This is a genomic window from Haemophilus sp. oral taxon 851 str. F0397 (assembly GCF_000242295.1).
In the GTDB taxonomy this organism is placed as follows: Bacteria; Pseudomonadota; Gammaproteobacteria; order Enterobacterales; family Pasteurellaceae; genus Haemophilus.
On record NZ_JH591082.1, the window covers coordinates 22653 to 42582 of the forward strand.

Annotated in this window: 33 protein-coding genes and 1 pseudogene; 30 read left to right on the forward strand and 4 right to left on the reverse strand. The window is 37.4% G+C overall.

All coding sequences use genetic code 11. The annotated features are described in order from the left end of the window. The first annotated feature begins 15 nt into the window (after positions 1 to 15). From rplB to rplQ, 29 genes and pseudogenes are all read left to right on the forward strand, one after another. Positions 16 to 837, forward strand: a complete 822-nt coding sequence (gene rplB, locus HMPREF9096_RS01735) for a 50S ribosomal protein L2 (RefSeq protein WP_005625898.1) — start codon at positions 16 to 18, stop codon at positions 835 to 837. A 25-nt stretch (positions 838 to 862) separates the two neighbouring features. Continuing rightward, a complete protein-coding gene (rpsS, locus tag HMPREF9096_RS01730; protein WP_005539416.1) occupies positions 863 to 1138 on the forward strand; it encodes a 30S ribosomal protein S19 in 276 nt (91 codons plus the stop codon). Positions 1139 to 1149: 11 nt separating this feature from the next. Then, entirely contained in the window at positions 1150 to 1482 is a 333-nt protein-coding gene (gene rplV, locus HMPREF9096_RS01725; protein ID WP_009500761.1) for a 50S ribosomal protein L22, read from the forward strand. 17 nt (positions 1483 to 1499) lie between these two features. Beyond that, positions 1500 to 2207, forward strand: coding sequence for a 30S ribosomal protein S3 (rpsC, locus tag HMPREF9096_RS01720; protein ID WP_005625894.1), 708 nt, complete (start codon positions 1500 to 1502; stop codon positions 2205 to 2207). A 13-nt stretch (positions 2208 to 2220) separates the two neighbouring features. Continuing rightward, positions 2221 to 2631 carry a 50S ribosomal protein L16 gene (gene rplP, locus HMPREF9096_RS01715; protein ID WP_005625890.1) on the forward strand — a complete coding sequence of 137 codons (411 nt, stop codon included), beginning with the start codon at positions 2221 to 2223 and terminating at the stop codon, positions 2629 to 2631. Next, positions 2631 to 2822 (forward strand): 50S ribosomal protein L29, encoded by a 192-nt coding sequence (gene rpmC / locus HMPREF9096_RS01710; protein WP_005625888.1) that lies wholly within the window; start codon positions 2631 to 2633, stop codon positions 2820 to 2822. The genes rplP and rpmC overlap by 1 nt, the downstream gene beginning before the upstream one ends. Then, positions 2822 to 3079 (forward strand): 30S ribosomal protein S17, encoded by a 258-nt coding sequence (gene rpsQ / locus HMPREF9096_RS01705; RefSeq protein WP_005625886.1) that lies wholly within the window; start codon positions 2822 to 2824, stop codon positions 3077 to 3079. Before rpmC ends, rpsQ begins: the two co-directional genes overlap by 1 nt. 212 nt (positions 3080 to 3291) lie before the next feature. Beyond that, complete coding sequence (locus HMPREF9096_RS0108830) at positions 3292 to 3609, forward strand: hypothetical protein (protein WP_032803565.1); 318 nt, start codon at positions 3292 to 3294, stop codon at positions 3607 to 3609. 13 nt (positions 3610 to 3622) lie between these two features. Next, positions 3623 to 3928 (forward strand): hypothetical protein, encoded by a 306-nt coding sequence (locus HMPREF9096_RS09365; protein WP_009500763.1) that lies wholly within the window; start codon positions 3623 to 3625, stop codon positions 3926 to 3928. A 24-nt stretch (positions 3929 to 3952) separates the two neighbouring features. Continuing rightward, positions 3953 to 4486: a hypothetical protein gene (locus HMPREF9096_RS01695; RefSeq protein WP_009500764.1), complete on the forward strand. Its 534-nt coding sequence runs from the start codon at positions 3953 to 3955 to the stop codon at positions 4484 to 4486. A gap of 655 nt (positions 4487 to 5141) precedes the next feature. After that, positions 5142 to 5357, forward strand: a pseudogene (locus HMPREF9096_RS09525) (hypothetical protein); the annotation flags it as partial. A gap of 383 nt (positions 5358 to 5740) precedes the next feature. Then, positions 5741 to 6334, forward strand: coding sequence for a hypothetical protein (locus tag HMPREF9096_RS01690; protein ID WP_009500766.1), 594 nt, complete (start codon positions 5741 to 5743; stop codon positions 6332 to 6334). 277 nt (positions 6335 to 6611) lie between these two features. Continuing rightward, positions 6612 to 6983 (forward strand): 50S ribosomal protein L14, encoded by a 372-nt coding sequence (gene rplN / locus HMPREF9096_RS01685; RefSeq protein ID WP_005548786.1) that lies wholly within the window; start codon positions 6612 to 6614, stop codon positions 6981 to 6983. A 10-nt stretch (positions 6984 to 6993) separates the two neighbouring features. Continuing rightward, complete coding sequence (gene rplX, locus HMPREF9096_RS01680) at positions 6994 to 7305, forward strand: 50S ribosomal protein L24 (protein WP_005635734.1); 312 nt, start codon at positions 6994 to 6996, stop codon at positions 7303 to 7305. 17 nt (positions 7306 to 7322) lie between these two features. Then, positions 7323 to 7862: a 50S ribosomal protein L5 gene (gene rplE / locus HMPREF9096_RS01675; protein ID WP_005625881.1), complete on the forward strand. Its 540-nt coding sequence runs from the start codon at positions 7323 to 7325 to the stop codon at positions 7860 to 7862. Positions 7863 to 7873: 11 nt separating this feature from the next. Beyond that, entirely contained in the window at positions 7874 to 8179 is a 306-nt protein-coding gene (gene rpsN, locus HMPREF9096_RS01670; RefSeq protein ID WP_005625879.1) for a 30S ribosomal protein S14, read from the forward strand. 36 nt (positions 8180 to 8215) lie between these two features. After that, positions 8216 to 8608: a 30S ribosomal protein S8 gene (rpsH, locus tag HMPREF9096_RS01665; RefSeq protein ID WP_005625877.1), complete on the forward strand. Its 393-nt coding sequence runs from the start codon at positions 8216 to 8218 to the stop codon at positions 8606 to 8608. Between the two features lie 15 nt (positions 8609 to 8623). Beyond that, positions 8624 to 9157, forward strand: coding sequence for a 50S ribosomal protein L6 (rplF, locus tag HMPREF9096_RS01660; RefSeq protein WP_009500767.1), 534 nt, complete (start codon positions 8624 to 8626; stop codon positions 9155 to 9157). Positions 9158 to 9170: 13 nt separating this feature from the next. Further along, on the forward strand, positions 9171 to 9524 hold the full coding sequence (gene rplR / locus HMPREF9096_RS01655) for a 50S ribosomal protein L18 (protein WP_005625873.1): 354 nt from the start codon (positions 9171 to 9173) through the stop codon (positions 9522 to 9524). A 14-nt stretch (positions 9525 to 9538) separates the two neighbouring features. Next, complete coding sequence (gene rpsE / locus HMPREF9096_RS01650) at positions 9539 to 10039, forward strand: 30S ribosomal protein S5 (protein WP_005625871.1); 501 nt, start codon at positions 9539 to 9541, stop codon at positions 10037 to 10039. 6 nt (positions 10040 to 10045) lie between these two features. Further along, positions 10046 to 10225: a 50S ribosomal protein L30 gene (gene rpmD / locus HMPREF9096_RS01645; RefSeq protein ID WP_005543631.1), complete on the forward strand. Its 180-nt coding sequence runs from the start codon at positions 10046 to 10048 to the stop codon at positions 10223 to 10225. Between the two features lie 3 nt (positions 10226 to 10228). Next, positions 10229 to 10663, forward strand: a complete 435-nt coding sequence (rplO, locus tag HMPREF9096_RS01640; protein ID WP_005625870.1) for a 50S ribosomal protein L15 — start codon at positions 10229 to 10231, stop codon at positions 10661 to 10663. Between the two features lie 7 nt (positions 10664 to 10670). Further along, positions 10671 to 11996, forward strand: a complete 1326-nt coding sequence (gene secY / locus HMPREF9096_RS01635) for a preprotein translocase subunit SecY (RefSeq protein ID WP_005625869.1) — start codon at positions 10671 to 10673, stop codon at positions 11994 to 11996. 28 nt (positions 11997 to 12024) lie between these two features. After that, positions 12025 to 12138, forward strand: coding sequence for a 50S ribosomal protein L36 (gene rpmJ, locus HMPREF9096_RS01630; protein ID WP_005625868.1), 114 nt, complete (start codon positions 12025 to 12027; stop codon positions 12136 to 12138). Between the two features lie 141 nt (positions 12139 to 12279). Beyond that, the gene (rpsM, locus tag HMPREF9096_RS0108840) at positions 12280 to 12636 is read left to right on the forward strand and encodes a 30S ribosomal protein S13 (RefSeq protein WP_005625867.1); all 357 of its coding nucleotides are present in this window, start codon (positions 12280 to 12282) and stop codon (positions 12634 to 12636) included. A gap of 16 nt (positions 12637 to 12652) precedes the next feature. Beyond that, positions 12653 to 13042 carry a 30S ribosomal protein S11 gene (rpsK, locus tag HMPREF9096_RS01625; protein ID WP_005543603.1) on the forward strand — a complete coding sequence of 130 codons (390 nt, stop codon included), beginning with the start codon at positions 12653 to 12655 and terminating at the stop codon, positions 13040 to 13042. 29 nt (positions 13043 to 13071) lie between these two features. Next, positions 13072 to 13692, forward strand: a complete 621-nt coding sequence (gene rpsD, locus HMPREF9096_RS01620; protein ID WP_005625866.1) for a 30S ribosomal protein S4 — start codon at positions 13072 to 13074, stop codon at positions 13690 to 13692. A gap of 31 nt (positions 13693 to 13723) precedes the next feature. Beyond that, positions 13724 to 14713, forward strand: coding sequence for a DNA-directed RNA polymerase subunit alpha (gene rpoA, locus HMPREF9096_RS01615; RefSeq protein WP_005625865.1), 990 nt, complete (start codon positions 13724 to 13726; stop codon positions 14711 to 14713). 40 nt (positions 14714 to 14753) lie between these two features. Further along, a complete protein-coding gene (gene rplQ, locus HMPREF9096_RS01610) occupies positions 14754 to 15140 on the forward strand; it encodes a 50S ribosomal protein L17 (RefSeq protein ID WP_005635737.1) in 387 nt (128 codons plus the stop codon). A gap of 120 nt (positions 15141 to 15260) precedes the next feature. Here rplQ and HMPREF9096_RS01605 read toward each other — a convergent pair whose 3' ends face one another. After that, positions 15261 to 15857: a Crp/Fnr family transcriptional regulator gene (locus tag HMPREF9096_RS01605; protein WP_009500769.1), complete on the reverse strand. Its 597-nt coding sequence runs from the start codon at positions 15855 to 15857 to the stop codon at positions 15261 to 15263. Positions 15858 to 15978: 121 nt separating this feature from the next. Next, the gene (locus tag HMPREF9096_RS01600) at positions 15979 to 17058 is read right to left on the reverse strand and encodes an anaerobic sulfatase maturase (RefSeq protein WP_009500770.1); all 1080 of its coding nucleotides are present in this window, start codon (positions 17056 to 17058) and stop codon (positions 15979 to 15981) included. Positions 17059 to 17194: 136 nt separating this feature from the next. Here HMPREF9096_RS01600 and HMPREF9096_RS01595 point away from each other — a divergent pair, with 136 nt between their 5' ends. Continuing rightward, entirely contained in the window at positions 17195 to 18004 is an 810-nt protein-coding gene (locus HMPREF9096_RS01595) for a sulfite exporter TauE/SafE family protein (RefSeq protein ID WP_032803567.1), read from the forward strand. A 31-nt stretch (positions 18005 to 18035) separates the two neighbouring features. On the opposite strand, the gene ispC is transcribed toward HMPREF9096_RS01595, so the two are convergent. Continuing rightward, positions 18036 to 19229, reverse strand: coding sequence for a 1-deoxy-D-xylulose-5-phosphate reductoisomerase (gene ispC / locus HMPREF9096_RS01590; protein WP_009500772.1), 1194 nt, complete (start codon positions 19227 to 19229; stop codon positions 18036 to 18038). Between the two features lie 109 nt (positions 19230 to 19338). After that, on the reverse strand, positions 19339 to 19896 hold the full coding sequence (gene frr / locus HMPREF9096_RS01585; RefSeq protein ID WP_005632773.1) for a ribosome recycling factor: 558 nt from the start codon (positions 19894 to 19896) through the stop codon (positions 19339 to 19341). Positions 19897 to 19930: the final 34 nt, after the last annotated feature.

Sequence of the window (19930 nt, forward strand, 5' to 3'; positions counted from 1 at the left end):
GGAGGAAATTAGAGAATGGCTATCGTTAAATGTAAGCCGACCTCCGCTGGTCGTCGTCACGTTGTTAAAATCGTGAACCCTGAATTACACAAGGGTAAACCTTACGCACCTCTTCTAGATACTAAATCTAAAACTGGTGGTCGTAACAACTATGGTCGTATTACTACTCGTCACATTGGTGGCGGTCACAAACAACACTACCGTTTAATCGATTTCAAACGTAACAAGTTAGACATCCCAGCGGTTGTTGAGCGTTTAGAATATGATCCAAACCGTTCTGCTAACATTGCTTTAGTGCTTTATAAAGATGGTGAACGCCGTTATATCTTAGCTCCTAAAGGTCTGTCAGTAGGCGATCAAATCCAAGCTGGCGTAAACTCACCAATTAAAGTGGGTAACTCATTACCAATGCGTAATATCCCAGTTGGTTCAACAGTACATAACGTTGAATTAAAACCAGGTAAAGGCGGTCAAATCGCTCGTTCTGCTGGTGCTTATGTACAAATCATCGCACGTGAAGGCAACTATGTAACTTTACGTTTACGTTCTGGCGAAATGCGTAAAGTATTAGCTGAATGTGTTGCAACAATCGGTGAAGTTGGTAACTCAGAACATATGCTTCGCGTATTGGGTAAAGCTGGTGCTAACCGCTGGAGAGGCATTCGCCCTACAGTTCGTGGTACTGCAATGAACCCAGTAGATCACCCACACGGTGGTGGTGAAGGTCGTAACTTTGGTAAACACCCAGTAACTCCTTGGGGCGTTCAAACCAAAGGTAAGAAAACTCGTCACAACAAACGTACTGATAAATATATCGTACGTCGTCGTGGCAAATAATAGATTAAATTAAAGAGGATTAGCCATGCCACGTTCTCTCAAGAAGGGTCCTTTCCTTGACCTACACTTGTTGAAGAAGGTAGAGAAGGCGGTGGAAAGCGGGGATAAAAAACCAATCAAAACTTGGTCCCGTCGTTCAATGATCATTCCATCAATGATCGGATTGACCATCGCAGTCCATAATGGTCGTCAGCACGTTCCTGTTTATGTATCTGATGAAATGATCGGTCATAAGCTTGGTGAATTTGCACCGACTCGTACATACCGCGGTCACGCGGCAGATAAGAAAGCTAAGAAATAAGAGGTAAAGAGATGGAAACTATCGCAAAACATCGTTACGCTCGCACTTCTGCCCAAAAAGCTCGCTTAGTTGCCGATTTAGTTCGTGGTAAAAAAGTTGCGCAAGCACTAGAAATTTTAACTTTCACTAACAAAAAAGCAGCGGCTTTAGTGAAGAAAGTTTTAGAATCAGCTATTGCAAACGCAGAGCACAATGACGGTGCAGATATCGATGATCTTAAAGTTGCTAAAATCTTCGTTGATGAAGGTCCTAGCATGAAACGTGTTATGCCACGTGCTAAAGGTCGTGCAGATCGTATTTTAAAACGTACTAGCCACATTACTGTGGTTGTGTCAGATCGTTAATAAGTAGAGGAATAGCAATGGGTCAAAAAGTACATCCACATGGTATTCGCCTAGGTATTGTTAAACCTTGGAGCTCTACTTGGTTCGCGAATACACAAGACTTCGCTGACAATCTTGAAGGCGATTTCAAAGTACGCAAATTCTTAAATAAAGAATTAGCAAATGCTTCAGTTTCACGTATTACTATTGAGCGTCCAGCTAAAAGTATTCGTGTAACTATTCACACAGCTCGTCCTGGTATCGTAATCGGTAAAAAAGGCGAAGATGTTGAAAAATTACGTAATGCAGTGTCTAAAATCGCTGGCGTTCCTGCTCAAATCAACATTGCTGAAGTGAAAAAACCTGAATTAGATGCGAAATTAGTTGCAGATAGCATTGCTTCTCAATTAGAACGTCGTGTAATGTTCCGTCGTGCAATGAAACGTGCGGTACAAAGCGCAATGCGTTTAGGTGCTAAAGGTATCAAAGTTGAGGTTAGCGGTCGTTTAGGTGGTGCAGAAATCGCACGTTCAGAATGGTATCGTGAAGGTCGCGTACCTCTACATACTCTTCGTGCGGACATCGATTATAACACTGCAGAAGCTCACACAACTTACGGCGTAATTGGCGTTAAAGTGTGGATCTTCAAAGGTGAAATTCTTGGTGGAATGGCTGCCGTTGCGCAATCAGAACAACAACCTGCCGACAAGCCTAAAAAGGCTCCTCGCGGTAAAGGTCGTAAGTAAGGAGAAACGCTAAATGTTGCAACCAAAACGTACAAAATTCCGTAAAGTTCACAAAGGCCGTAACCGTGGTATCGCGGGCGGTACTGAAGTTAGTTTCGGTACTTACGGTTTAAAAGCAGTTGGTCGTTGTCGTTTAACCGCTCGTCAAATCGAAGCGGCACGTCGTGCAATGTCACGTGCAGTAAAACGTCAAGGTAAAATCTGGATTCGTGTATTCCCAGATAAACCAATTACTGAAAAACCATTAGAAGTCCGTATGGGTAAAGGTAAAGGTAACGTTGAGTACTGGGTAGCCTTAATCCAACCGGGTAAAGTGCTTTATGAAATGGATGGTGTGTCTGAAGAAGTAGCAAGAAACGCATTTGCATTAGCAGCTGCTAAATTGCCAGTTAAGACCACTTTCGTAACTAAGACGGTGATGTAATGAAAGCTCAAGATTTACGTACAAAAAGTGTTGAAGAGCTGAATGCTGAATTAGTAAACCTTTTAGGTGAACAATTCAAGTTGCGTATGCAGACAGCCACCGGTCAGCTTCAACAAACCCATCAGGCTAAGCAAGTGCGTCGTGATATTGCACGTGTAAAAACTGTATTAACCGAAAAGGCGGGTGAGTAATGACTGATAAAATTCGTAGCGTACAAGGTAAAGTTGTTAGCGACAAAATGGAAAAATCTTTCGTTGTTGCTATTGAACGTAAGGTAAAACACCCTTTATATGGTAAATTTATCCGTCGTACAACTAAATTACACGTACACGATGAGAACAATGAAGCCAAAGTTGGTGATACCGTAGAGATTCGCGAATGTCGCCCTCTATCAAAAACCAAATCTTGGACTTTAGTTCGTGTTGTTGAGAAAGCAGTTATTGCTTAATTAATAACAAAGCGTAATAAAATAAAAGCCAATAGTGTAAATCTATTGGCTTTTTGTTTTTAAAGTGCGGTTAAAATTAAATGAATTTTAACCGCACTTTTTCTTTCAGTAAGCCGATTTCGCAAAGAAGTATACTTCTTTTAGGTGTTATTGACATAACACCTAAACAAACACTGATAAAAATATTTTTAATAATGGTAGCGGAGAAGATTATGCCAAAAATTTCATTATCGAGTAAATGGTCTTGTGATGGGCGTGAGCTAAAACCTAAAGTTGGAGCAAATCAAAGTGATATTTGGATATATGATGGACGTGAGTTAAGACCTAAAGTTGGAGCAAAACAAAGTGATATTTGGGTATATGATGGACGTGAGTTAAAACCTAAAGTTGGAGCAAAGCAAAGTGATATTTGGGTGACAGAAGGGAATAAAATTAAGCCAAAAATTTCAGCTAACTATGATACCACTTATGAACTAAATGGTAACGCCATCTTAGTTGCATTTGGTCAAGTTGTTTTAAAACTTTGGTAATCTGGAGCTAGTTATGTCTAAACAAATTAGAAGTTGTGCAATTTATAAAGATTTAATTATTGAATCTGCTGAAGATTATACTGTTACTATCAGATGTCGTGACAGAAAAACACGAAGTATGTTAAGAGAAATTTCTGAAGATCTTGGCTTTGAATATTCTGATGAGTGGAATACTCGTTATTTTGGTCATAGATTAATTAATTTCATTAACGGAATTGATACCCGTAAGGAAACGACAAAATTAGCAGAGGATAAATTCCCGGAAGAACTTATCAATGATACAGATACTACTGAGAATATTTCTAATGAAGATTGGTAGTAGTGGTGTAGTTTATCTTATGTAATGAAGTGTGTTCTGTTATGGAATCTTAAAGATAAATTCCTTGAAGTTGATCGTAACTTAATTCCTGAATTGGATACGGAAAATAGAGATATTTCTATTTCAGTTGATCTTAACGATAGAAATACAGCTATTAGCTACTATGTAGGTAAATATTTAACTGGTCAGTATGATTCAGAACAAAAATATACCCAAGGAACGCTTACTTCTCTTATTATTCCGCAGTTTTATGATGTAGAAGATGATTTAGACAAATTATCACATATTAAGCAATTGTCATCATTATCACTTAGAAATAAAGATATAATTGTTCAAGGATATGTAACATCAATGATTGCTAGTATTCCTCAATTAGAAGAATTAGATCTTTCAGGTAATGATCTATTTTTATATTCATTAGACTCACTTAAGGATATTAAAAATCTTAAAAAGATCTATTTAGAGAAAGTAAAAATCCCATTCACAGAGGATTACTTTGGGGATAAAGAATTAAATGTAGTTAAAGAATTGCTGCCAAATTGCGAGATTATTGCATAGGAAAGTATTATTACCTGTCATGTGAATTTTATGAAACTATATAAAATAGTAAATTAAATATTTATGCTGCATGTTGGTGTAATTAATTATAGCCTATATAAACTTTAAATATTAATTATATATAGGCTATTTTTATTGTCCAATAAATTGGAGTTGGTTTATGATTAAAAATATTAGAAATTTTGCAGTTTATAATGAGTTACGTATAGAATTAGGCGGCGAAGATGTTAAAGTAATATATCGTGATACAGTTAAAATATTACGCGAAATTCTTGATAGATTGGGTATTGTCTATGGGAAAATGGAAAGTCCTCAATGTTTGAGTTACCGACTTATTTCCCATATAAATGGAAACTCTAATTTTTCAAAGGACGCTGATGGCTATGCTGAGTATGATGAGTTTTTAATTGAAAAAGTCAGTGGACATGTAACGGTGATGCATCGTAATCTCAAGTCTATATTAGACGAAATAGTAAAATCAGTTGGTTTTGAATTCGAAAATGAGAAAAACAGCAATGACTGTAACGAAGCTCTAATAAACTTTATTAATGCTCAAAAAATTGGAAAGATCAGCAAAATGTCAGAAGATGAGATTGCTGACAATGAGTTTATTTCTGATGCAGATTGGGATTGGTGGTGCCATTTATCTGATACAATGAAGTATATATTAATACATGATCTTCCTAATCAAGAAGAGGAGATTGGCATCAAAGAGTTTTACGATGAAAATGATTTTGATACAGAACCAGATATATATGATAGAGATACTTTTGGAATCTTATTAGGAGAATATGTAACAGGATTATATTTGTTAGATGATACTTTTATAGAGCCAGTGCTCGATAATATAAATATTCCTAACAATGTTTATGAGATTAATGATTTGGAGCCTTTAGTCTACTTAAATAATTATGTTTTATCTATTTCATTTAGAGATTGGAATGGCATGATTGGCGAGGTTATGTTTAATTCGATTATTAACTTTAATAAGTTAGAAAGTTTAGATCTTTCCTATAATCGAATAAATATTGATGAATTATATAAACTTAGTAAATTAAATCATTTAAAAGAACTTTATATAAGAGGAGTAATGGACTTTGATGATGAGCTTGTTGAGTTTAATGAGGCGGAATTCTCCAAATTAAAAGTTACGTTGCCTCATTCTGAAATCATGATGTAATGGCTTGATGGTATATAAAATCTATGGTTACGATTAGATTGAGTTAGACATTAGTTTTATAATGTGGAGAAAATGTGGAAAAATATTTACCCCCTAAACCCAGTGTTTCAGAAGTTAATAAACATCTTAAAGGATGGAAAAAACTTGAAAAATACACTTCACAAGAAAAAGCGTTAAATAAACTATTTTTAAAGTTATTACCTGAGAATCTTGAGATTAGTGATATTTTATTGAAAACATCATGCTTAAATGATTTTTATAGTACAAATATATTTGCTATTCATCATGTTGCAAAGCATATTTGGGGTATTAAAGATCTAGATAAACGTTTAAAATCTGGTGATATTGAATTAGTTCGTGAATTAGGAGAAGTAACAATTGGTGGTAAGGAGAAGTATTTTTACTCTTTTGCAACTAAATATTGTAGTCATCACAATCCAATTGCTTTCCCAATTTATGATAGCTATGTGGAGCAAGTTCTCCTCTATTTTAATAAAGTAGATAAATTTTCAGTGTTTAAAAGGAAAGATTTAAAAAATTACAGAAAATTTAAAGGGATTTTGCTAGATTTTCAAAGATTTTATAAATTAGAAAGATTTAATTTAAAAGAACTCGATAGGTATCTCTGGCTTTTAGGCAAGGATATTTTTCAAAAATCTAAAAACTAATGAATTTATCTAAGGTAAGTGTGCAGTTCATTTTTTCTGCAGTTTATTTTTCATTAGATGAGCTTTTGAGAATAATATAGGAGTATCTTACAATTCTAAAAGTGCGGTAAATTTTAACTGGATTATTTAGTAAATAGATCAATAAGAGGAAGGTAAATTATCATTGCCTTTCTCTTTTTCTTTTGATAAAATCCGCCACCTATCCGCCATTCTATTCGAGTAGTGCGGATGGGTTCGTCCCGAAAGGGTGTTTTTTTAATCTTAACGGAGCACTAATATGATCCAAGAACAGACTATGCTGGATGTTGCTGATAATTCAGGCGCTCGCAGCGTAATGTGTATCAAGGTTCTAGGTGGATCGCACCGTCGTTATGCTGCGATTGGTGACATCATCAAAATTACTGTAAAAGAAGCAATTCCACGCGGTAAAGTAAAAAAAGGTGATGTATTAAAAGCAGTTGTTGTGCGCACCAAGAAGGGTGTTCGTCGCCCAGATGGCTCAGTTATTCGTTTCGATGGTAACGCTTGTGTAATTTTAAATAATAACACTGAGCAACCAATCGGTACTCGTATTTTTGGACCAGTGACTCGTGAACTTCGTTCTGAGAAATTCATGAAGATCATTTCTTTAGCTCCAGAAGTACTGTAAGGGGAATGTAATGGCTGCTAAAATCCGTCAAAATGATGAAGTAATTGTTCTTACTGGTAAAGATAAGGGCAAACGTGGCAAGGTAACTAAAGTGTTACCAAACGGTAAAGTGTTTGTTGAAGGTATCAACATCATTACTAAACATGAAAAACCAGTTCCTGCATTAGGAAAAGCTGGTGGTTTAGTGAAAAAAGAAGCTGCAATTGACGCTTCAAATGTTGCGATTTTCAATCCTAAAACAAATAAAGCTGACCGTGTAGGTTTTAGATTCGAAGACGGCAAAAAAGTACGTTTCTTCAAATCTAACAATGAAATTATCTAACAAACTGGAGTAATGCGATGGCGAAACTGCATGATTACTACAGAGATCAAGTAGTAAGCGAATTAAAAAATAAATTCGGCTACAAATCTGTCATGCAAGTCCCACGAATCGAAAAGATTACCCTGAATATGGGTGTGGGTGAAGCATTGACCGACAAAAAATTGCTAGACAACGCAGTAGCGGACTTAGCAGCAATCAGCGGTCAAAAACCTTTAGTAACTAAAGCTCGTAAATCTGTTGCTGGCTTTAAAATCCGTCAGGGATATCCAATCGGTTGTAAAGTAACACTACGCGGTGAGCGTATGTGGGAGTTCTTTGAACGTTTAATTACAATTGCTGTTCCACGTATTCGTGACTTCCGCGGTTTAAGCGCGAAATCATTCGATGGTCGTGGTAACTATAGCATGGGTGTGCGTGAACAAATCATCTTCCCTGAAATCGATTACGATAAAGTAGATCGTGTACGTGGTTTAGATATCACTATCACAACTACTGCTAAGAATGATGAAGAAGGTCAAGCACTACTTGCTGCCTTTAATTTCCCATTCCGTAAATAAGGCAGGTTATAATGGCTAAACAATCAATGAAAGCACGCGATGTAAAACGCGTTAAATTGGCTGAAAAATTCTACGCAAAACGTGTTGAATTAAAGAAAATCATTTCTGATGTCAATGCCTCTGATGAAGATCGTTGGGATGCAGTGTTAAAGTTACAAACTTTACCACGTGATTCTAGCCCATCTCGTCAACGTAACCGTTGCCGCCAAACTGGACGTCCTCATGGCGTTTTACGTAAGTTTGGTTTAAGCCGAATTAAGGTTCGTGAAGCTGCAATGCGCGGTGAAATCCCAGGCCTTAAAAAAGCGAGCTGGTAATATACCACTTTATTTTGGAATCGGAGAAAAAGTACAATGAGTATGCAAGATCCAATCGCAGATATGCTGACCCGTATTCGTAACGGTCAAGCTGCGAACAAAGTTGCAATCAATATGCCTTCTTCCAAGCTAAAAGTGGCAATTGCCAACGTATTAGCTGCTGAAGGTTATATCGAAAGCGTAAAAGTTTTAGAAGGTGCTAAACCTGAATTGGAAATTACTTTAAAATATTTCCAAGGCAAACCAGTTGTAGAAAGCATCCAACGTGTAAGTCGTCCTGGTCTTCGTATTTACAAACGTAAAGATGAATTACCAAAAGTTATGGGCGGTTTAGGTGTTGCAGTTATTTCTACATCTAAAGGTGTTATGACTGACCGCGCTGCTCGTCAAGCAGGTTTAGGCGGTGAGATCATCTGTTATGTAGCTTAATAGAGAGGTAGGAAAATGTCTCGTGTTGCAAAGGCACCTGTTAATATTCCTGCCGGCGTTGAAGTTAAACTCGACGGTCAGCTATTAACAGTAAAAGGTAAAAATGGCGAGTTATCTCGCACAATTCATGAATCAGTTGAAGTAAAACAAGATAACGGACAATTTACGTTCACTCCACGTGAAGGTTTTGTTGAAGCAAATGCTCAATCGGGTACCGCACGTGCGTTAGTTAATGCAATGGTTATCGGTGTTACTGAAGGTTTCACTAAAAAATTGGTATTGGTGGGTGTAGGTTACAGAGCTCAACTTAAAGGCAATGCAATTGCATTAAGTTTAGGCTATTCTCACCCAGTAGAGCACACTTTACCGGCAGGTATTACTGCAGAATGTCCATCTCAAACCGAAATCGTGTTGAAAGGTGCAGACAAACAGTTGATCGGTCAAGTTGCAGCAGATATTCGTGCTTATCGCCGTCCTGAGCCTTATAAAGGTAAAGGGGTACGTTACGCTGATGAAGTGGTACGTATCAAAGAGGCTAAGAAGAAATAATTAAGGTAACACTATGGATAAGAAATCAGCTCGTATCCGTCGTGCAGCTCGTGCTCGTCATATGATGAGAGAGCAAGGTGTAACTCGTTTAGTTATTCACCGCACTCCACGTCATATTTATGCACAAGTTATTGCACCAAACGGTTCAGAAGTGCTTGCCGCTGCTTCAACTGTTGAGAAAGCAATTCGTGAGCAAGTAAAATACACCGGTAATAAAGATGCTGCTGCTGCAGTAGGTAAAGCTGTTGCAGAACGCGCATTAGCAAAAGGCGTTCAAGCTGTTGCTTTTGATCGTTCCGGTTTTAAATATCATGGTCGTGTCCAAACTCTAGCGGACGCTGCACGTGAAGCTGGTCTACAGTTCTAATGAGGTAAATTGAGATGTCAAACATCGAAAAACAAGTTGGTGAACTGCAAGAGAAGCTAATCGCAGTAAACCGTGTATCAAAAACTGTAAAAGGTGGTCGTATTATGAGTTTCACTGCATTAACTGTGGTGGGTGATGGTAATGGCCGAGTAGGTTTTGGTTATGGTAAAGCACGCGAAGTTCCAGCAGCGATCCAAAAAGCAATGGAAAAAGCACGTCGTAATATGATTAACGTTGCTTTGAATGAAGGTACATTACAGCATCCAGTTAAAGGTGTTCATACTGGTTCACGTGTATTTATGCAACCAGCAAGCGAAGGTACAGGTATCATCGCTGGCGGTGCAATGCGTGCAGTATTAGAAGTTGCAGGTGTACGTAACGTTCTTTCTAAAGCGTATGGTTCTACCAACCCAATTAACGTTGTTCGTGCAACTATTGATGCATTAGCAAACATGAAATCACCAGAAATGGTTGCTGCAAAACGCGGTAAAACTGTTGATGAAATCTTGGGGTAATGAATAATGGCTAAAACTATTAAAGTAACACAAGTTCGTAGCTCAATTGCTCGTTTACCGAAGCATAAAGCTACCTTGCGTGGTCTTGGTCTTCGCCATATGCACCACACTGTTGAGTTAATTGATACGCCTGCAGTACGTGGTATGATTAACCAAGTTTCATACATGGTTAAAGTGGAGGAGTAAGAGATGCGTTTAAATACTCTATCTCCGGCTGAAGGTGCAAAGCATAGCGCTAAACGCCTTGGTCGTGGTATTGGTTCAGGTTTAGGCAAGACTGGTGGCCGTGGTCATAAAGGTCAAAAATCTCGTACTGGTGGCGGTGTTCGTCGCGGTTTCGAAGGTGGTCAAATGCCATTATACCGTCGTTTACCAAAATTTGGTTTTACTTCAATGAAGGCTGCAGTAACTGCAGAAGTTCGTTTGAATGAGTTAACCAAAGTTGAAGGTAATGTAGTAACCTTAGAAACATTAAAAGCAGCAAATATCTTAACTAAGGATATCCAATTCGCTAAAGTAGTTTTAGCGGGTGAAGTGAAATCTGCAGTAACAGTTCGTGGTTTGCGTGTGACTAAGGGTGCAAAAGCAGCAATTGAAGCTGCTGGCGGTTCAGTTGAGGAATAATTAGCAAATGGCTAAACAACCAGGTTATCAAGCAAGAAGTACTAATAGCGGTAAAGGTGAATTAAAAAGCCGATTACTTTTCGTTTTAGGTGCGCTTATCGTTTACCGAATTGGTTCTTTCATTCCGGTTCCTGGTATTGATGCGGCTGTGCTAGCTCAATTAGTTGAACAACAAAAAGGCACCATCATTGACATGTTTAACATGTTCTCTGGTGGTGCATTAAGCCGTGCATCTATCTTAGCATTAGGTATTATGCCGTATATCTCGGCATCTATTGTAATTCAGTTGCTTGCAACGGTTTCTCCTGCTTTAGCAGAATTAAAGAAAGAAGGTGCTGCTGGTCAACGTAAAATTTCTAAGTATACTCGGTATGCGACAGTTGTTTTTGCAACCATTCAGGCAGTAGCTATTTCAACAGGTTTACCAAATATGTTACCTGGCTTAGTTCCAAATGTTGGATTTGGTTTTTACTTCACTTCAGTTGTTAGCTTAGTAACTGGAACTATGTTCCTCATGTGGTTAGGCGAACAAATTACTGAAAGAGGTATTGGTAACGGTATTTCAATTCTTGTTTTTGGCGGTATCGTAGCTGGTTTACCATCAGCTATACTTCAAACTATTGAGCAGGCTCGTCAAGGACAGATGCATCCACTAGTGCTTCTTCTGATCGCAGCTATTGTATTTGCAGTAACTTATTTTGTTGTTTTTGTTGAAAGAGGACAGCGCAGAATTCGCGTTGAATATGCAAAGCGTCAACAAGGTCGTCAAATTTTAGGTGGTCATTCGACACATTTACCATTGAAAGTAAATATGGCAAACGTAATGCCGGCAATTTTTGCCTCAAGTATTATTTTATTTCCAGCTACCTTAACTCAATGGTTTGGACAAAATGATAAGTTTGAGTGGTTAAATAACTTATCTATGTTGTTGAATCCTGGCCAGCCTCTTTATTTACTTGTTTATGCTGTAGCAATTATTTTCTTTAGCTTCTTTTACACTGCAATGCAGTATAATCCGCGAGATACAGCAGATAATCTAAAAAAATCTGGTGCATTTATTCCAGGAATTAGACCAGGGGAACAAACCTCTCGTTATATTGATAAAGTTATGACTCGTCTTACACTGATTGGCGGTCTTTATGTAACGTTTGTGTGTTTAGTTCCTTATATTATGACATCGGCTTGGGATGTTAAATTTTACTTCGGTGGAACATCTCTTTTAATTGTAGTCGTTGTAATTATGGATTTCATCGTGCAGGTTCAGAGTCACTTAATGTCGTCTCAATATGAATCTGCGTTGAAAAAAGCAAACCTTAAAGGTTTTGGACAATAATTGTTCATTTAGTAGAAAAGGATAAGCAATGAAAGTTCGTGCTTCCGTAAAGAAAATGTGTCGTAACTGTAAAATTGTTAAACGTGAAGGTGTTGTACGTGTATTGTGCAGCGATCCTAAGCATAAACAACGTCAAGGTTAATACATATTTTTTCTTGCAAAGAACCAGTTGAGCAGTTATACTGCTCAACTCATTTATGTCCTTGGTATTCTGTTTGAGTATCCTGAAAACGGGCTTTTCAAGATCAGAATACCAAATTAGTTAAAATAATAGGAGTGCATAGTGGCCCGTATTGCAGGCATTAACATTCCTGATCACAAACACGCTGTAATCGCTTTAACTGCAATTTACGGTATTGGTAAGACTCGTTCAAAAGCTATTTGTGCTGCAGCGGGTATTGCTGAAGATGTTAAGATCAGAGAATTGTCTGAAGAGCAGATTGACAAACTGCGTGACGAAGTTGGTAAATTTACCGTTGAAGGTGATTTACGTCGTGAAGTAACACTAAACATCAAACGTCTTTTAGACTTAGGTTGTTATCGTGGTTTACGTCACCGTCGTAGTTTACCGGTACGTGGTCAACGTACTAAAACTAATGCGCGTACCCGTAAGGGTCCACGTAAGCCGATCAAAAAATAGTCGGGGTAAATAAAGAATGGCTAAAACACCAGTTCGTGCACGTAAACGTGTAAAAAAACAAGTCGTAGATGGCGTAGCACATATTCACGCATCTTTCAATAATACAATCGTTACTATTACTGACCGTCAAGGTAACGCTCTAGCATGGGCGACTGCAGGTGGTTCAGGTTTCCGTGGTTCTCGTAAATCTACCCCGTTCGCTGCGCAAGTTGCTGCTGAACGTTGTGCTGAAATTGTTAAAGAATTCGGCTTAAAGAACTTGGAAGTTATGGTTAAAGGTCCGGGTCCAGGTCGTGAATCTACAATTCGCGCGTTAAACGCAGCGGGTTTCCGTATCACGAATATTACTGATGTGACTCCGATTCCTCATAACGGTTGTCGTCCACCGAAAAAACGTCGCGTTTAAGACGTATATAGGATAGTTGGAGAAAGAAAATGGCAAGATATTTGGGTCCAAAACTCAAGCTCAGCCGTCGTGAAGGTACTGATTTATTTCTTAAATCAGGCGTGCGTGCGATTGATTCAAAATGTAAAATTGATACAGCACCTGGTCAACATGGTGCTCGTAAACCGCGTTTGTCTGACTATGGTAGTCAATTACGTGAAAAACAAAAAGTTCGTCGTATCTATGGTATTTTAGAACGTCAATTCCGTAACTACTATAAAGAAGCAAACCGTTTAAAGGGTAACACTGGTGAAAATTTATTAGTGTTATTAGAAGGTAGATTGGATAACGTTGTTTATCGCATGGGATTTGCTGCAACTCGTGCAGAAGCTCGCCAATTAGTGAGCCATAAAGCGATTGTTGTAAATGGTCGTGTTGTTAACATTCCATCTTTCCAAGTTTCTGTAAATGATGTTGTTGCTGTTCGTGAGAAATCTAAAAAACAAGCACGTATTAAAGCATCATTAGAATTAGCAGAACAAAGAGAAAAACCAACATGGTTAGAAGTTGATTCTGCAAAAATGGAAGGTGTGTTCAAACGTGTTCCTGAACGTTCTGATTTATCAGCAGATATTAACGAACATCTGATCGTTGAGCTTTACTCTAAATAATAGTTAAGCTTAAAAGCAAAGAGAGGATAAAATGCAGGGTTCTGTTACAGAATTTTTAAAACCACGTTTAGTAGATATTGAACAAATTAGTTCAACTCATGCTAAAGTGATCTTAGAGCCGTTAGAGCGTGGTTTTGGCCATACTCTAGGTAATGCATTACGTCGTATCCTTCTGTCTTCAATGCCAGGTTGTGCTGTAACTGAAGTGGAAATTGATGGCGTATTGCACGAATATAGTAGTAAGGAAGGTGTTCAAGAAGATATTCTTGAAGTTCTTTTAAACCTTAAAGGTCTAGCGGTTAAAGTACAGAATAAAGATGATGTTATTCTGACACTAAATAAATCTGGAATTGGCCCTGTTGTTGCAGCGGATATCACCCATGATGGTGATGTTGAAATTGTGAATCCGAATCATGTAATCTGTCACTTAACTGACGAAAATGCATCAATCAGTATGCGTATTCGAGTTCAGCGTGGTAGAGGATATGTTCCAGCTTCAGCTCGCACTCATAGTCAAGCAGAGGAGCGTCCAATTGGCCGCTTACTTGTTGACGCTTGTTACAGCCCAGTTGATCGCATTGCATATAATGTTGAAGCAGCTCGTGTTGAACAACGTACTGATCTAGATAAACTTGTTATTGAGTTAGAAACTAATGGTACGCTTGAGCCTGAAGAAGCAATTCGTCGTGCTGCAACAATCTTAGCAGAGCAACTCGATGCATTCGTTGATTTGCGTGATGTTCGTCAACCTGAAATTAAGGAAGAAAAACCGGAATTTGATCCGATTTTATTACGTCCTGTAGATGATTTAGAGTTGACAGTTCGTTCTGCTAACTGTTTGAAAGCAGAAACAATTCATTATATCGGTGATTTAGTACAACGTACAGAAGTTGAATTATTAAAAACACCTAATCTTGGTAAGAAATCTCTTACTGAAATTAAGGATGTGCTCGCTTCACGTGGCTTGTCACTTGGTATGCGCCTTGAAAATTGGCCACCAGCAAGTATTGCTGAAGACTAGTTTGGTCATAGGTTAAGATTTTTCTGAGAAGGATAAGATCATGCGCCATCGTAAGAGTGGTCGTCAACTAAACCGTAATAGCAGCCATCGCCAAGCGATGTTTCGTAACTTAGCAAGTGCTTTAGTTAGTCATGAAATCATTAAGACTACTTTGCCTAAAGCTAAAGAATTACGCCGTGTAGTTGAACCGTTAATTACATTAGCAAAAGTAGATAGCGTTGCAAACCGTCGTTTAGCATTCGCTCGTACTCGCAACGTTGAAACTGTTGCAAAATTATTCAATGAATTAGGTCCACGTTTTGCTCAACGTGCAGGTGGTTACACTCGCATTTTGAAATGTGGTTTCCGTGCAGGCGATAATGCACCAATGGCATACATTGAGTTAGTTGATCGCCCAGAAGTTGCTGAAGCGGCTACTGAGGAATAAAAATCAATTCAAAGGAAAAGCTCACTTTATAGTGAGCTTTTTTATTTTATATGTAAGTAAAAAGCAATTTATTTACTGAAATATTATTTAGATAGATAGTTCAAAACCATAATATTAAATTTAAGAGCAGATTCTTAAATGTCTTGTATTTTTGTCTAGAATTCCTTGTTTCTTTAATTCTTGACTAATACGAATAGCAGTTTCTGTTTCGCATCCACAAAATTCAGCTACTTCTCGGTAGGTCCAAGGATAATCGGGATAACTTTCAGTTAGATTTTCAATTGCATCAATTATACGCTCGTAGCTTCGTTTATAGGCTGTACTACTTATTCGGTGTTCTGCGTCATATAATTCATTCGAAAGTTGTTTCATAAGATAGCGGGAAAAATCAGGATTATTTGCGATAAAAGTAGTGTGATTTCCAGGAAATATACGAATAATATCTGCTTCTAGTAATACCTTTGCACTACAATGATAAGTTGTTTCACTAAAGATTGTTCTAAACCCAAAATATTCGTTAGCATGATAAAGTCGAATCAAGGTTTCTTTACCATTTTCTAAGCTATGATAAAGCCCAACGAGCCCCCGTCTTAAAAAATAAAATTCTTTAGGTTTTTCACCTTGAGTATAAATTAAGCTGTTTTTCCCTAGTGTTTTACTTTCAGAAATAATGCATTGGTGTAAATTTTGAGGTAAATAAGGTGATGAGCTTGACATAAATATCCTTTTATTACATAAACAACTTTAGATTACTATACAAATTTCTGTTTTTATCTGCTATAAGCAAGTTTTAAAAGTGTTAACTTGGTAACAAAATTTTTATTTTAAATGAATAATGTTATTTTGCTTTACCAAAGCATTTTACAAATTCTTTCAAATAGGGTTCCATATGAGAGAGCGCTGCATAATAGGCTTCACATAGTTGATTATGTGGTTTTTCAAATCCTTGAACCGTTCGATGTTTTGGGCAACCTCCATGACAGGCAAAACGAAATTTACAGCTTTTGCATCGTTCGGAAAGAAAGGATTTCGCTGAACCGAAATGTTTTTGTTTTATGTTATCAATTAATGTTACTAGTGGTGTTTCTATGAGGTTTCCTAACTTGTACTCAGGGTAAACATAATGATCGCAACTATAAATATCGCCATTTTGTTCAATAACTAATTGATCACCGCACGTTTCACGAAAAATACATAAATCAGGTTGTAATCCAAGATAGGCCATAAACCATTGTTCAATAAACTGAATCCCAATTTTTCCTACATCATTAGCGTACCATTCATCAAAAATATTAATTAGAAACTGCCCATAATCCTTTGCTGAGGCTTGTTGCTTATAATCTCCCATTAGTGGAATAAATTGCATATATGGCGATCCAATTCGTTTTAGAAAATGATAGATTTCTTTGCCATATAGGACATTTAGGTTATGCACTACAGTGAGAGTATTAAAAGACACTTGATAGTTATGTAGTAAATCTAGTGCATCTATTACTTGTTGAAATGTGCCTTTGCCATTTTTAGTTAAACGATAGGCATCATGTAAGTGTTCTGGGCCATCTATAGAAAGCCCCACAAGAAAATTATGATCATGCAGAAAACGGCACCAATCGGCATTAAGTAATACACCATTGGTTTGTAGCGAATTTTTAATTTGTTTCCCATTAGCATATTTATGCTGAAAATCGACCGCTCTTTTATAGAAATCAAGGCCTGCCATGGTTGGCTCGCCGCCTTGCCAAAGGAAAGTTACTTGCTGTTGAGGGGCTGTTTCTATGTAAGATTTGATATGGGCTTCTAATACCTCATCACTCATGGCTCGTTGATTTAAATGAGGTTTTTCCAAGTAAAAGCAATACTGGCAATCTAAATTACAAATTGAGCCAGTAGGTTTTGCCATTAATTGAAATGCGTTCATACATCATATCCTTTCTATTTTTTTCATCATAACAGAATATTTTTAAGTGTATATGATGCTGATCATAAGATATGCTCATCTCCTTACGCCACAATTAGAATACATTATTAAGCTGATTTTCTTGATAGGAGTAGCAATGGCAATTAGTACAATTTTTATCTTACTGATTTGCGGTATTTGTACCAATATGGTTTCTGCTATTTTTGGTATTGGCGGTGGGGTATTGATGGTGCCAATTTTACGTACATTATTTCCCGAATTGCCGATTCAAGTTATTTCAGCTACATCACTCACCATTGTGATGTGTACCGCATTGATTAACTTATTATTTTTCCATAAGCAAAAAATTAAAATTGATCATATCAATATGATTTTATGGTCTATAGCAATGGTTATTGGCGTGCAAATTGGTTTTGAATTAAGTTTTTATTTTTCTACAGCGATAATTAGTTTAATTTTTACAGTAAGTTTGAGTGCACTAGCGATTAAAACATTTTTAAACAGATCGAGAACACAAATAGAAGTGTTTAATATGTCTCCTATAGAACGAGCTAAAGGTAGTATTAGTTGCTGCGGAGGAGGCTTAATTGCGGGTATTACAGGTATTGGAGGCGGCTCTATCCTTGCCCCGCTTGTTGGCCAATTAAAAGGGGTAAAAACACAACAAATTGCCGTTTATACGAATTACATGATGATTATTGGTGGTATTGGTAATTTATATGGCTATCTCACAAGAGTCTTCCCTTATGATGTCAGTCTAAGTGGTCAATTAGGATATGTAAATTTTCTTGTAGTTGGTGTCGTTACTTTGGGGTCATTTGGAATGAGTTTCTTCTCAATGAAATTGCGTGGATTAATGAATCCAGCTTTAACAAGAAAATTATTGGCGATTATTTTATTTTGTATTGCAGCTTATATGTGTATTTTGGAGTTTGTATTCCATTAAATCGAATAAACTAGACCTAGTTATTCTAGGTCTATTCCTCAATTAGCGTTTTCGCAATCTCTCTTGCTTGCGCATCAATTTCGAGTACATCATCAATATTTTGAATGGTATAAGGCGAAATTTTCTCAATTGTTTTCGAATTAATTTTTGCAATATCCATAAAACTAATTTGACGATCTAAAAATGCTTGTACGGCAATTTCATTAGCTGCATTCATTGCTGTTGTCGCATATTGACCCGCAGCAAATGCATCAATAGCCAGTTTTAAATTCGGATAGCGATTAAAATCAGGTTCAATAAAAGTCAGTTCTTTGATTTTAAAGAAATTAAGTGTCTCTACTCCAGCAAAAGTGCGGTGAGGATATGCCATAGTTTCTGCAATTGGTGTACGCATATCTGGATTTCCCATTTGAGCAATGACTGAGCCATCAACATAACGCACCATAGAATGAATAATCGATTGTGGATGAATAATGACTTCCATTTCTTCCGCACTTGCATTGAAAAGCCAGCGAGCCTCAATGTATTCCAAGCCCTTATTCATCATTGTAGCTGAATCGACAGAGATTTTTTTACCCATAGACCAATTAGGGTGCGCAACTGCTTGTTCTGGTGTGATACTAGCAAACTGTTCGAGTGGTGTGTAACGAAATGGCCCGCCAGAACCGGTGAGTATAATTTTACTTACACCTAATTCAGAAAGTGGGCAAAAACCGATTTTTTCTTGTGCTTCTGGCGGTAACGATTGAAAAATAGCATTATGTTCACTATCTACTGGTAAAAGCTTCGCACCATAGTTTTTTACGGCATCAATAAAAAGCTGTCCGCAGGTTACCAATGATTCTTTATTTGCCAGTAATACCCGTTTACCTTCTTTAACCGCTGAAAGAGTCGGTAGCAATCCTGCGGCACCAACAATAGATGCCATTATCTGATCTGCATCTGGATGTGCTGCAAGTTCACAAATAGCTTGTTGTCCTGCTAATACTTCCGTTGGAATATGATGCGCAATTAATTTCTCACGTAAAATTTTAGCCGCATTTACATCATCAAGAGCCGCAAAGTACGGTTGGAATTTAATGCATTGTTCAAACATTGCTTCTACATTTTTTCCGCCGACGAGTGCAAATGCATGATATTTCTGAGGATTATTTTCGATAACAGAAAGGGTGCTCTTACCGATTGATCCCGTTGAACCAAGAATGACAATGTTTTGTTTTTGCATAGAATCTTTACCGCACTTTTGTTGATTATATTTTCATTGGTACGTCTAAATTCGCATACCTAATAAAATAAAGGCAGACAAAACTGTCTGCCTTTCGCATTTTTTATGATTAGAAATCCATTAATTCTTTTTCTTTATCCGCTAATACTTCATCTACTTTTTTAATGTAAATATCTGTGATTTTTTGGATTTCTTCTTCTGCTTTATGTTGTTCGTTTTCGCTAATTTCTTTGTCTTTTAATAATGCTTTGATTTTATCATTCGCATCACGACGCACGTTACGAACCGCAACTTTACCTTGTTCACCCTCACCTTTTACAATTTTGATTAAATCGCGACGGCGTTCTTCTGTTAATGGCGGAAGTGGAACACGGATTGTGGTACCCGCTGAAGATGGGTTTAAACCTAAATCTGAGGTTAAAATTGCTTTTTCTACCGCAGAGATTAAAGAACGATCAAAAACAGTTACAGCTAAAGTACGCGCATCTTCTGCTACTACGTTTGCTAATTGGCGAAGTGGAGTCGCTGCACCATAATATTCAACTTGAATTGCATCAAGTAAACTCGGTTGTGCGCGACCGGTACGGATTTTCGAAATATGGCCTTTTAATGCTTCAAGGCTTTTTTCCATACGATCTTGAGCATCTTTTTTAATTTGGTTAAGCATTGCATTGTCCTTTTAATTGACGAAAGTTAAAACG

Excerpts from the sequence above, each read along its gene's own strand:
- rpmD (WP_005543631.1), top strand. The coding sequence starts at position 10,046 with ATGGCTAAAACTATTAAAGTAACACAAGTTCGTAGCTCAATTGCTCGT.
- rpsQ (WP_005625886.1), top strand. The coding sequence starts at position 2,822 with ATGACTGATAAAATTCGTAGCGTACAAGGTAAAGTTGTTAGCGACAAA.
- HMPREF9096_RS01595 (WP_032803567.1), top strand. The coding sequence starts at position 17,195 with ATGGCAATTAGTACAATTTTTATCTTACTGATTTGCGGTATTTGTACC.
- rplO (WP_005625870.1), top strand. The coding sequence starts at position 10,229 with ATGCGTTTAAATACTCTATCTCCGGCTGAAGGTGCAAAGCATAGCGCT.
- rpsN (WP_005625879.1), top strand. The coding sequence starts at position 7,874 with ATGGCTAAACAATCAATGAAAGCACGCGATGTAAAACGCGTTAAATTG.
- rplX (WP_005635734.1), top strand. The coding sequence starts at position 6,994 with ATGGCTGCTAAAATCCGTCAAAATGATGAAGTAATTGTTCTTACTGGT.
- ispC (WP_009500772.1), bottom strand. The coding sequence starts at position 19,229 with ATGCAAAAACAAAACATTGTCATTCTTGGTTCAACGGGATCAATCGGT.
- rpoA (WP_005625865.1), top strand. The coding sequence starts at position 13,724 with ATGCAGGGTTCTGTTACAGAATTTTTAAAACCACGTTTAGTAGATATT.
- rpsH (WP_005625877.1), top strand. The coding sequence starts at position 8,216 with ATGAGTATGCAAGATCCAATCGCAGATATGCTGACCCGTATTCGTAAC.
- rpsK (WP_005543603.1), top strand. The coding sequence starts at position 12,653 with ATGGCTAAAACACCAGTTCGTGCACGTAAACGTGTAAAAAAACAAGTC.
- HMPREF9096_RS01600 (WP_009500770.1), bottom strand. The coding sequence starts at position 17,058 with ATGAACGCATTTCAATTAATGGCAAAACCTACTGGCTCAATTTGTAAT.
- rpmJ (WP_005625868.1), top strand. The coding sequence starts at position 12,025 with ATGAAAGTTCGTGCTTCCGTAAAGAAAATGTGTCGTAACTGTAAAATT.
- rplB (WP_005625898.1), top strand. The coding sequence starts at position 16 with ATGGCTATCGTTAAATGTAAGCCGACCTCCGCTGGTCGTCGTCACGTT.
- rplQ (WP_005635737.1), top strand. The coding sequence starts at position 14,754 with ATGCGCCATCGTAAGAGTGGTCGTCAACTAAACCGTAATAGCAGCCAT.
- rpsD (WP_005625866.1), top strand. The coding sequence starts at position 13,072 with ATGGCAAGATATTTGGGTCCAAAACTCAAGCTCAGCCGTCGTGAAGGT.
- HMPREF9096_RS0108830 (WP_032803565.1), top strand. The coding sequence starts at position 3,292 with ATGCCAAAAATTTCATTATCGAGTAAATGGTCTTGTGATGGGCGTGAG.
- HMPREF9096_RS09365 (WP_009500763.1), top strand. The coding sequence starts at position 3,623 with ATGTCTAAACAAATTAGAAGTTGTGCAATTTATAAAGATTTAATTATT.
- rpsC (WP_005625894.1), top strand. The coding sequence starts at position 1,500 with ATGGGTCAAAAAGTACATCCACATGGTATTCGCCTAGGTATTGTTAAA.
- rpsE (WP_005625871.1), top strand. The coding sequence starts at position 9,539 with ATGTCAAACATCGAAAAACAAGTTGGTGAACTGCAAGAGAAGCTAATC.
- frr (WP_005632773.1), bottom strand. The coding sequence starts at position 19,896 with ATGCTTAACCAAATTAAAAAAGATGCTCAAGATCGTATGGAAAAAAGC.
- rpmC (WP_005625888.1), top strand. The coding sequence starts at position 2,631 with ATGAAAGCTCAAGATTTACGTACAAAAAGTGTTGAAGAGCTGAATGCT.
- rplP (WP_005625890.1), top strand. The coding sequence starts at position 2,221 with ATGTTGCAACCAAAACGTACAAAATTCCGTAAAGTTCACAAAGGCCGT.
- rplE (WP_005625881.1), top strand. The coding sequence starts at position 7,323 with ATGGCGAAACTGCATGATTACTACAGAGATCAAGTAGTAAGCGAATTA.
- secY (WP_005625869.1), top strand. The coding sequence starts at position 10,671 with ATGGCTAAACAACCAGGTTATCAAGCAAGAAGTACTAATAGCGGTAAA.
- rplV (WP_009500761.1), top strand. The coding sequence starts at position 1,150 with ATGGAAACTATCGCAAAACATCGTTACGCTCGCACTTCTGCCCAAAAA.
- rpsS (WP_005539416.1), top strand. The coding sequence starts at position 863 with ATGCCACGTTCTCTCAAGAAGGGTCCTTTCCTTGACCTACACTTGTTG.
- rplN (WP_005548786.1), top strand. The coding sequence starts at position 6,612 with ATGATCCAAGAACAGACTATGCTGGATGTTGCTGATAATTCAGGCGCT.
- HMPREF9096_RS01605 (WP_009500769.1), bottom strand. The coding sequence starts at position 15,857 with ATGTCAAGCTCATCACCTTATTTACCTCAAAATTTACACCAATGCATT.
- HMPREF9096_RS01695 (WP_009500764.1), top strand. The coding sequence starts at position 3,953 with ATGAAGTGTGTTCTGTTATGGAATCTTAAAGATAAATTCCTTGAAGTT.
- rplR (WP_005625873.1), top strand. The coding sequence starts at position 9,171 with ATGGATAAGAAATCAGCTCGTATCCGTCGTGCAGCTCGTGCTCGTCAT.
- rplF (WP_009500767.1), top strand. The coding sequence starts at position 8,624 with ATGTCTCGTGTTGCAAAGGCACCTGTTAATATTCCTGCCGGCGTTGAA.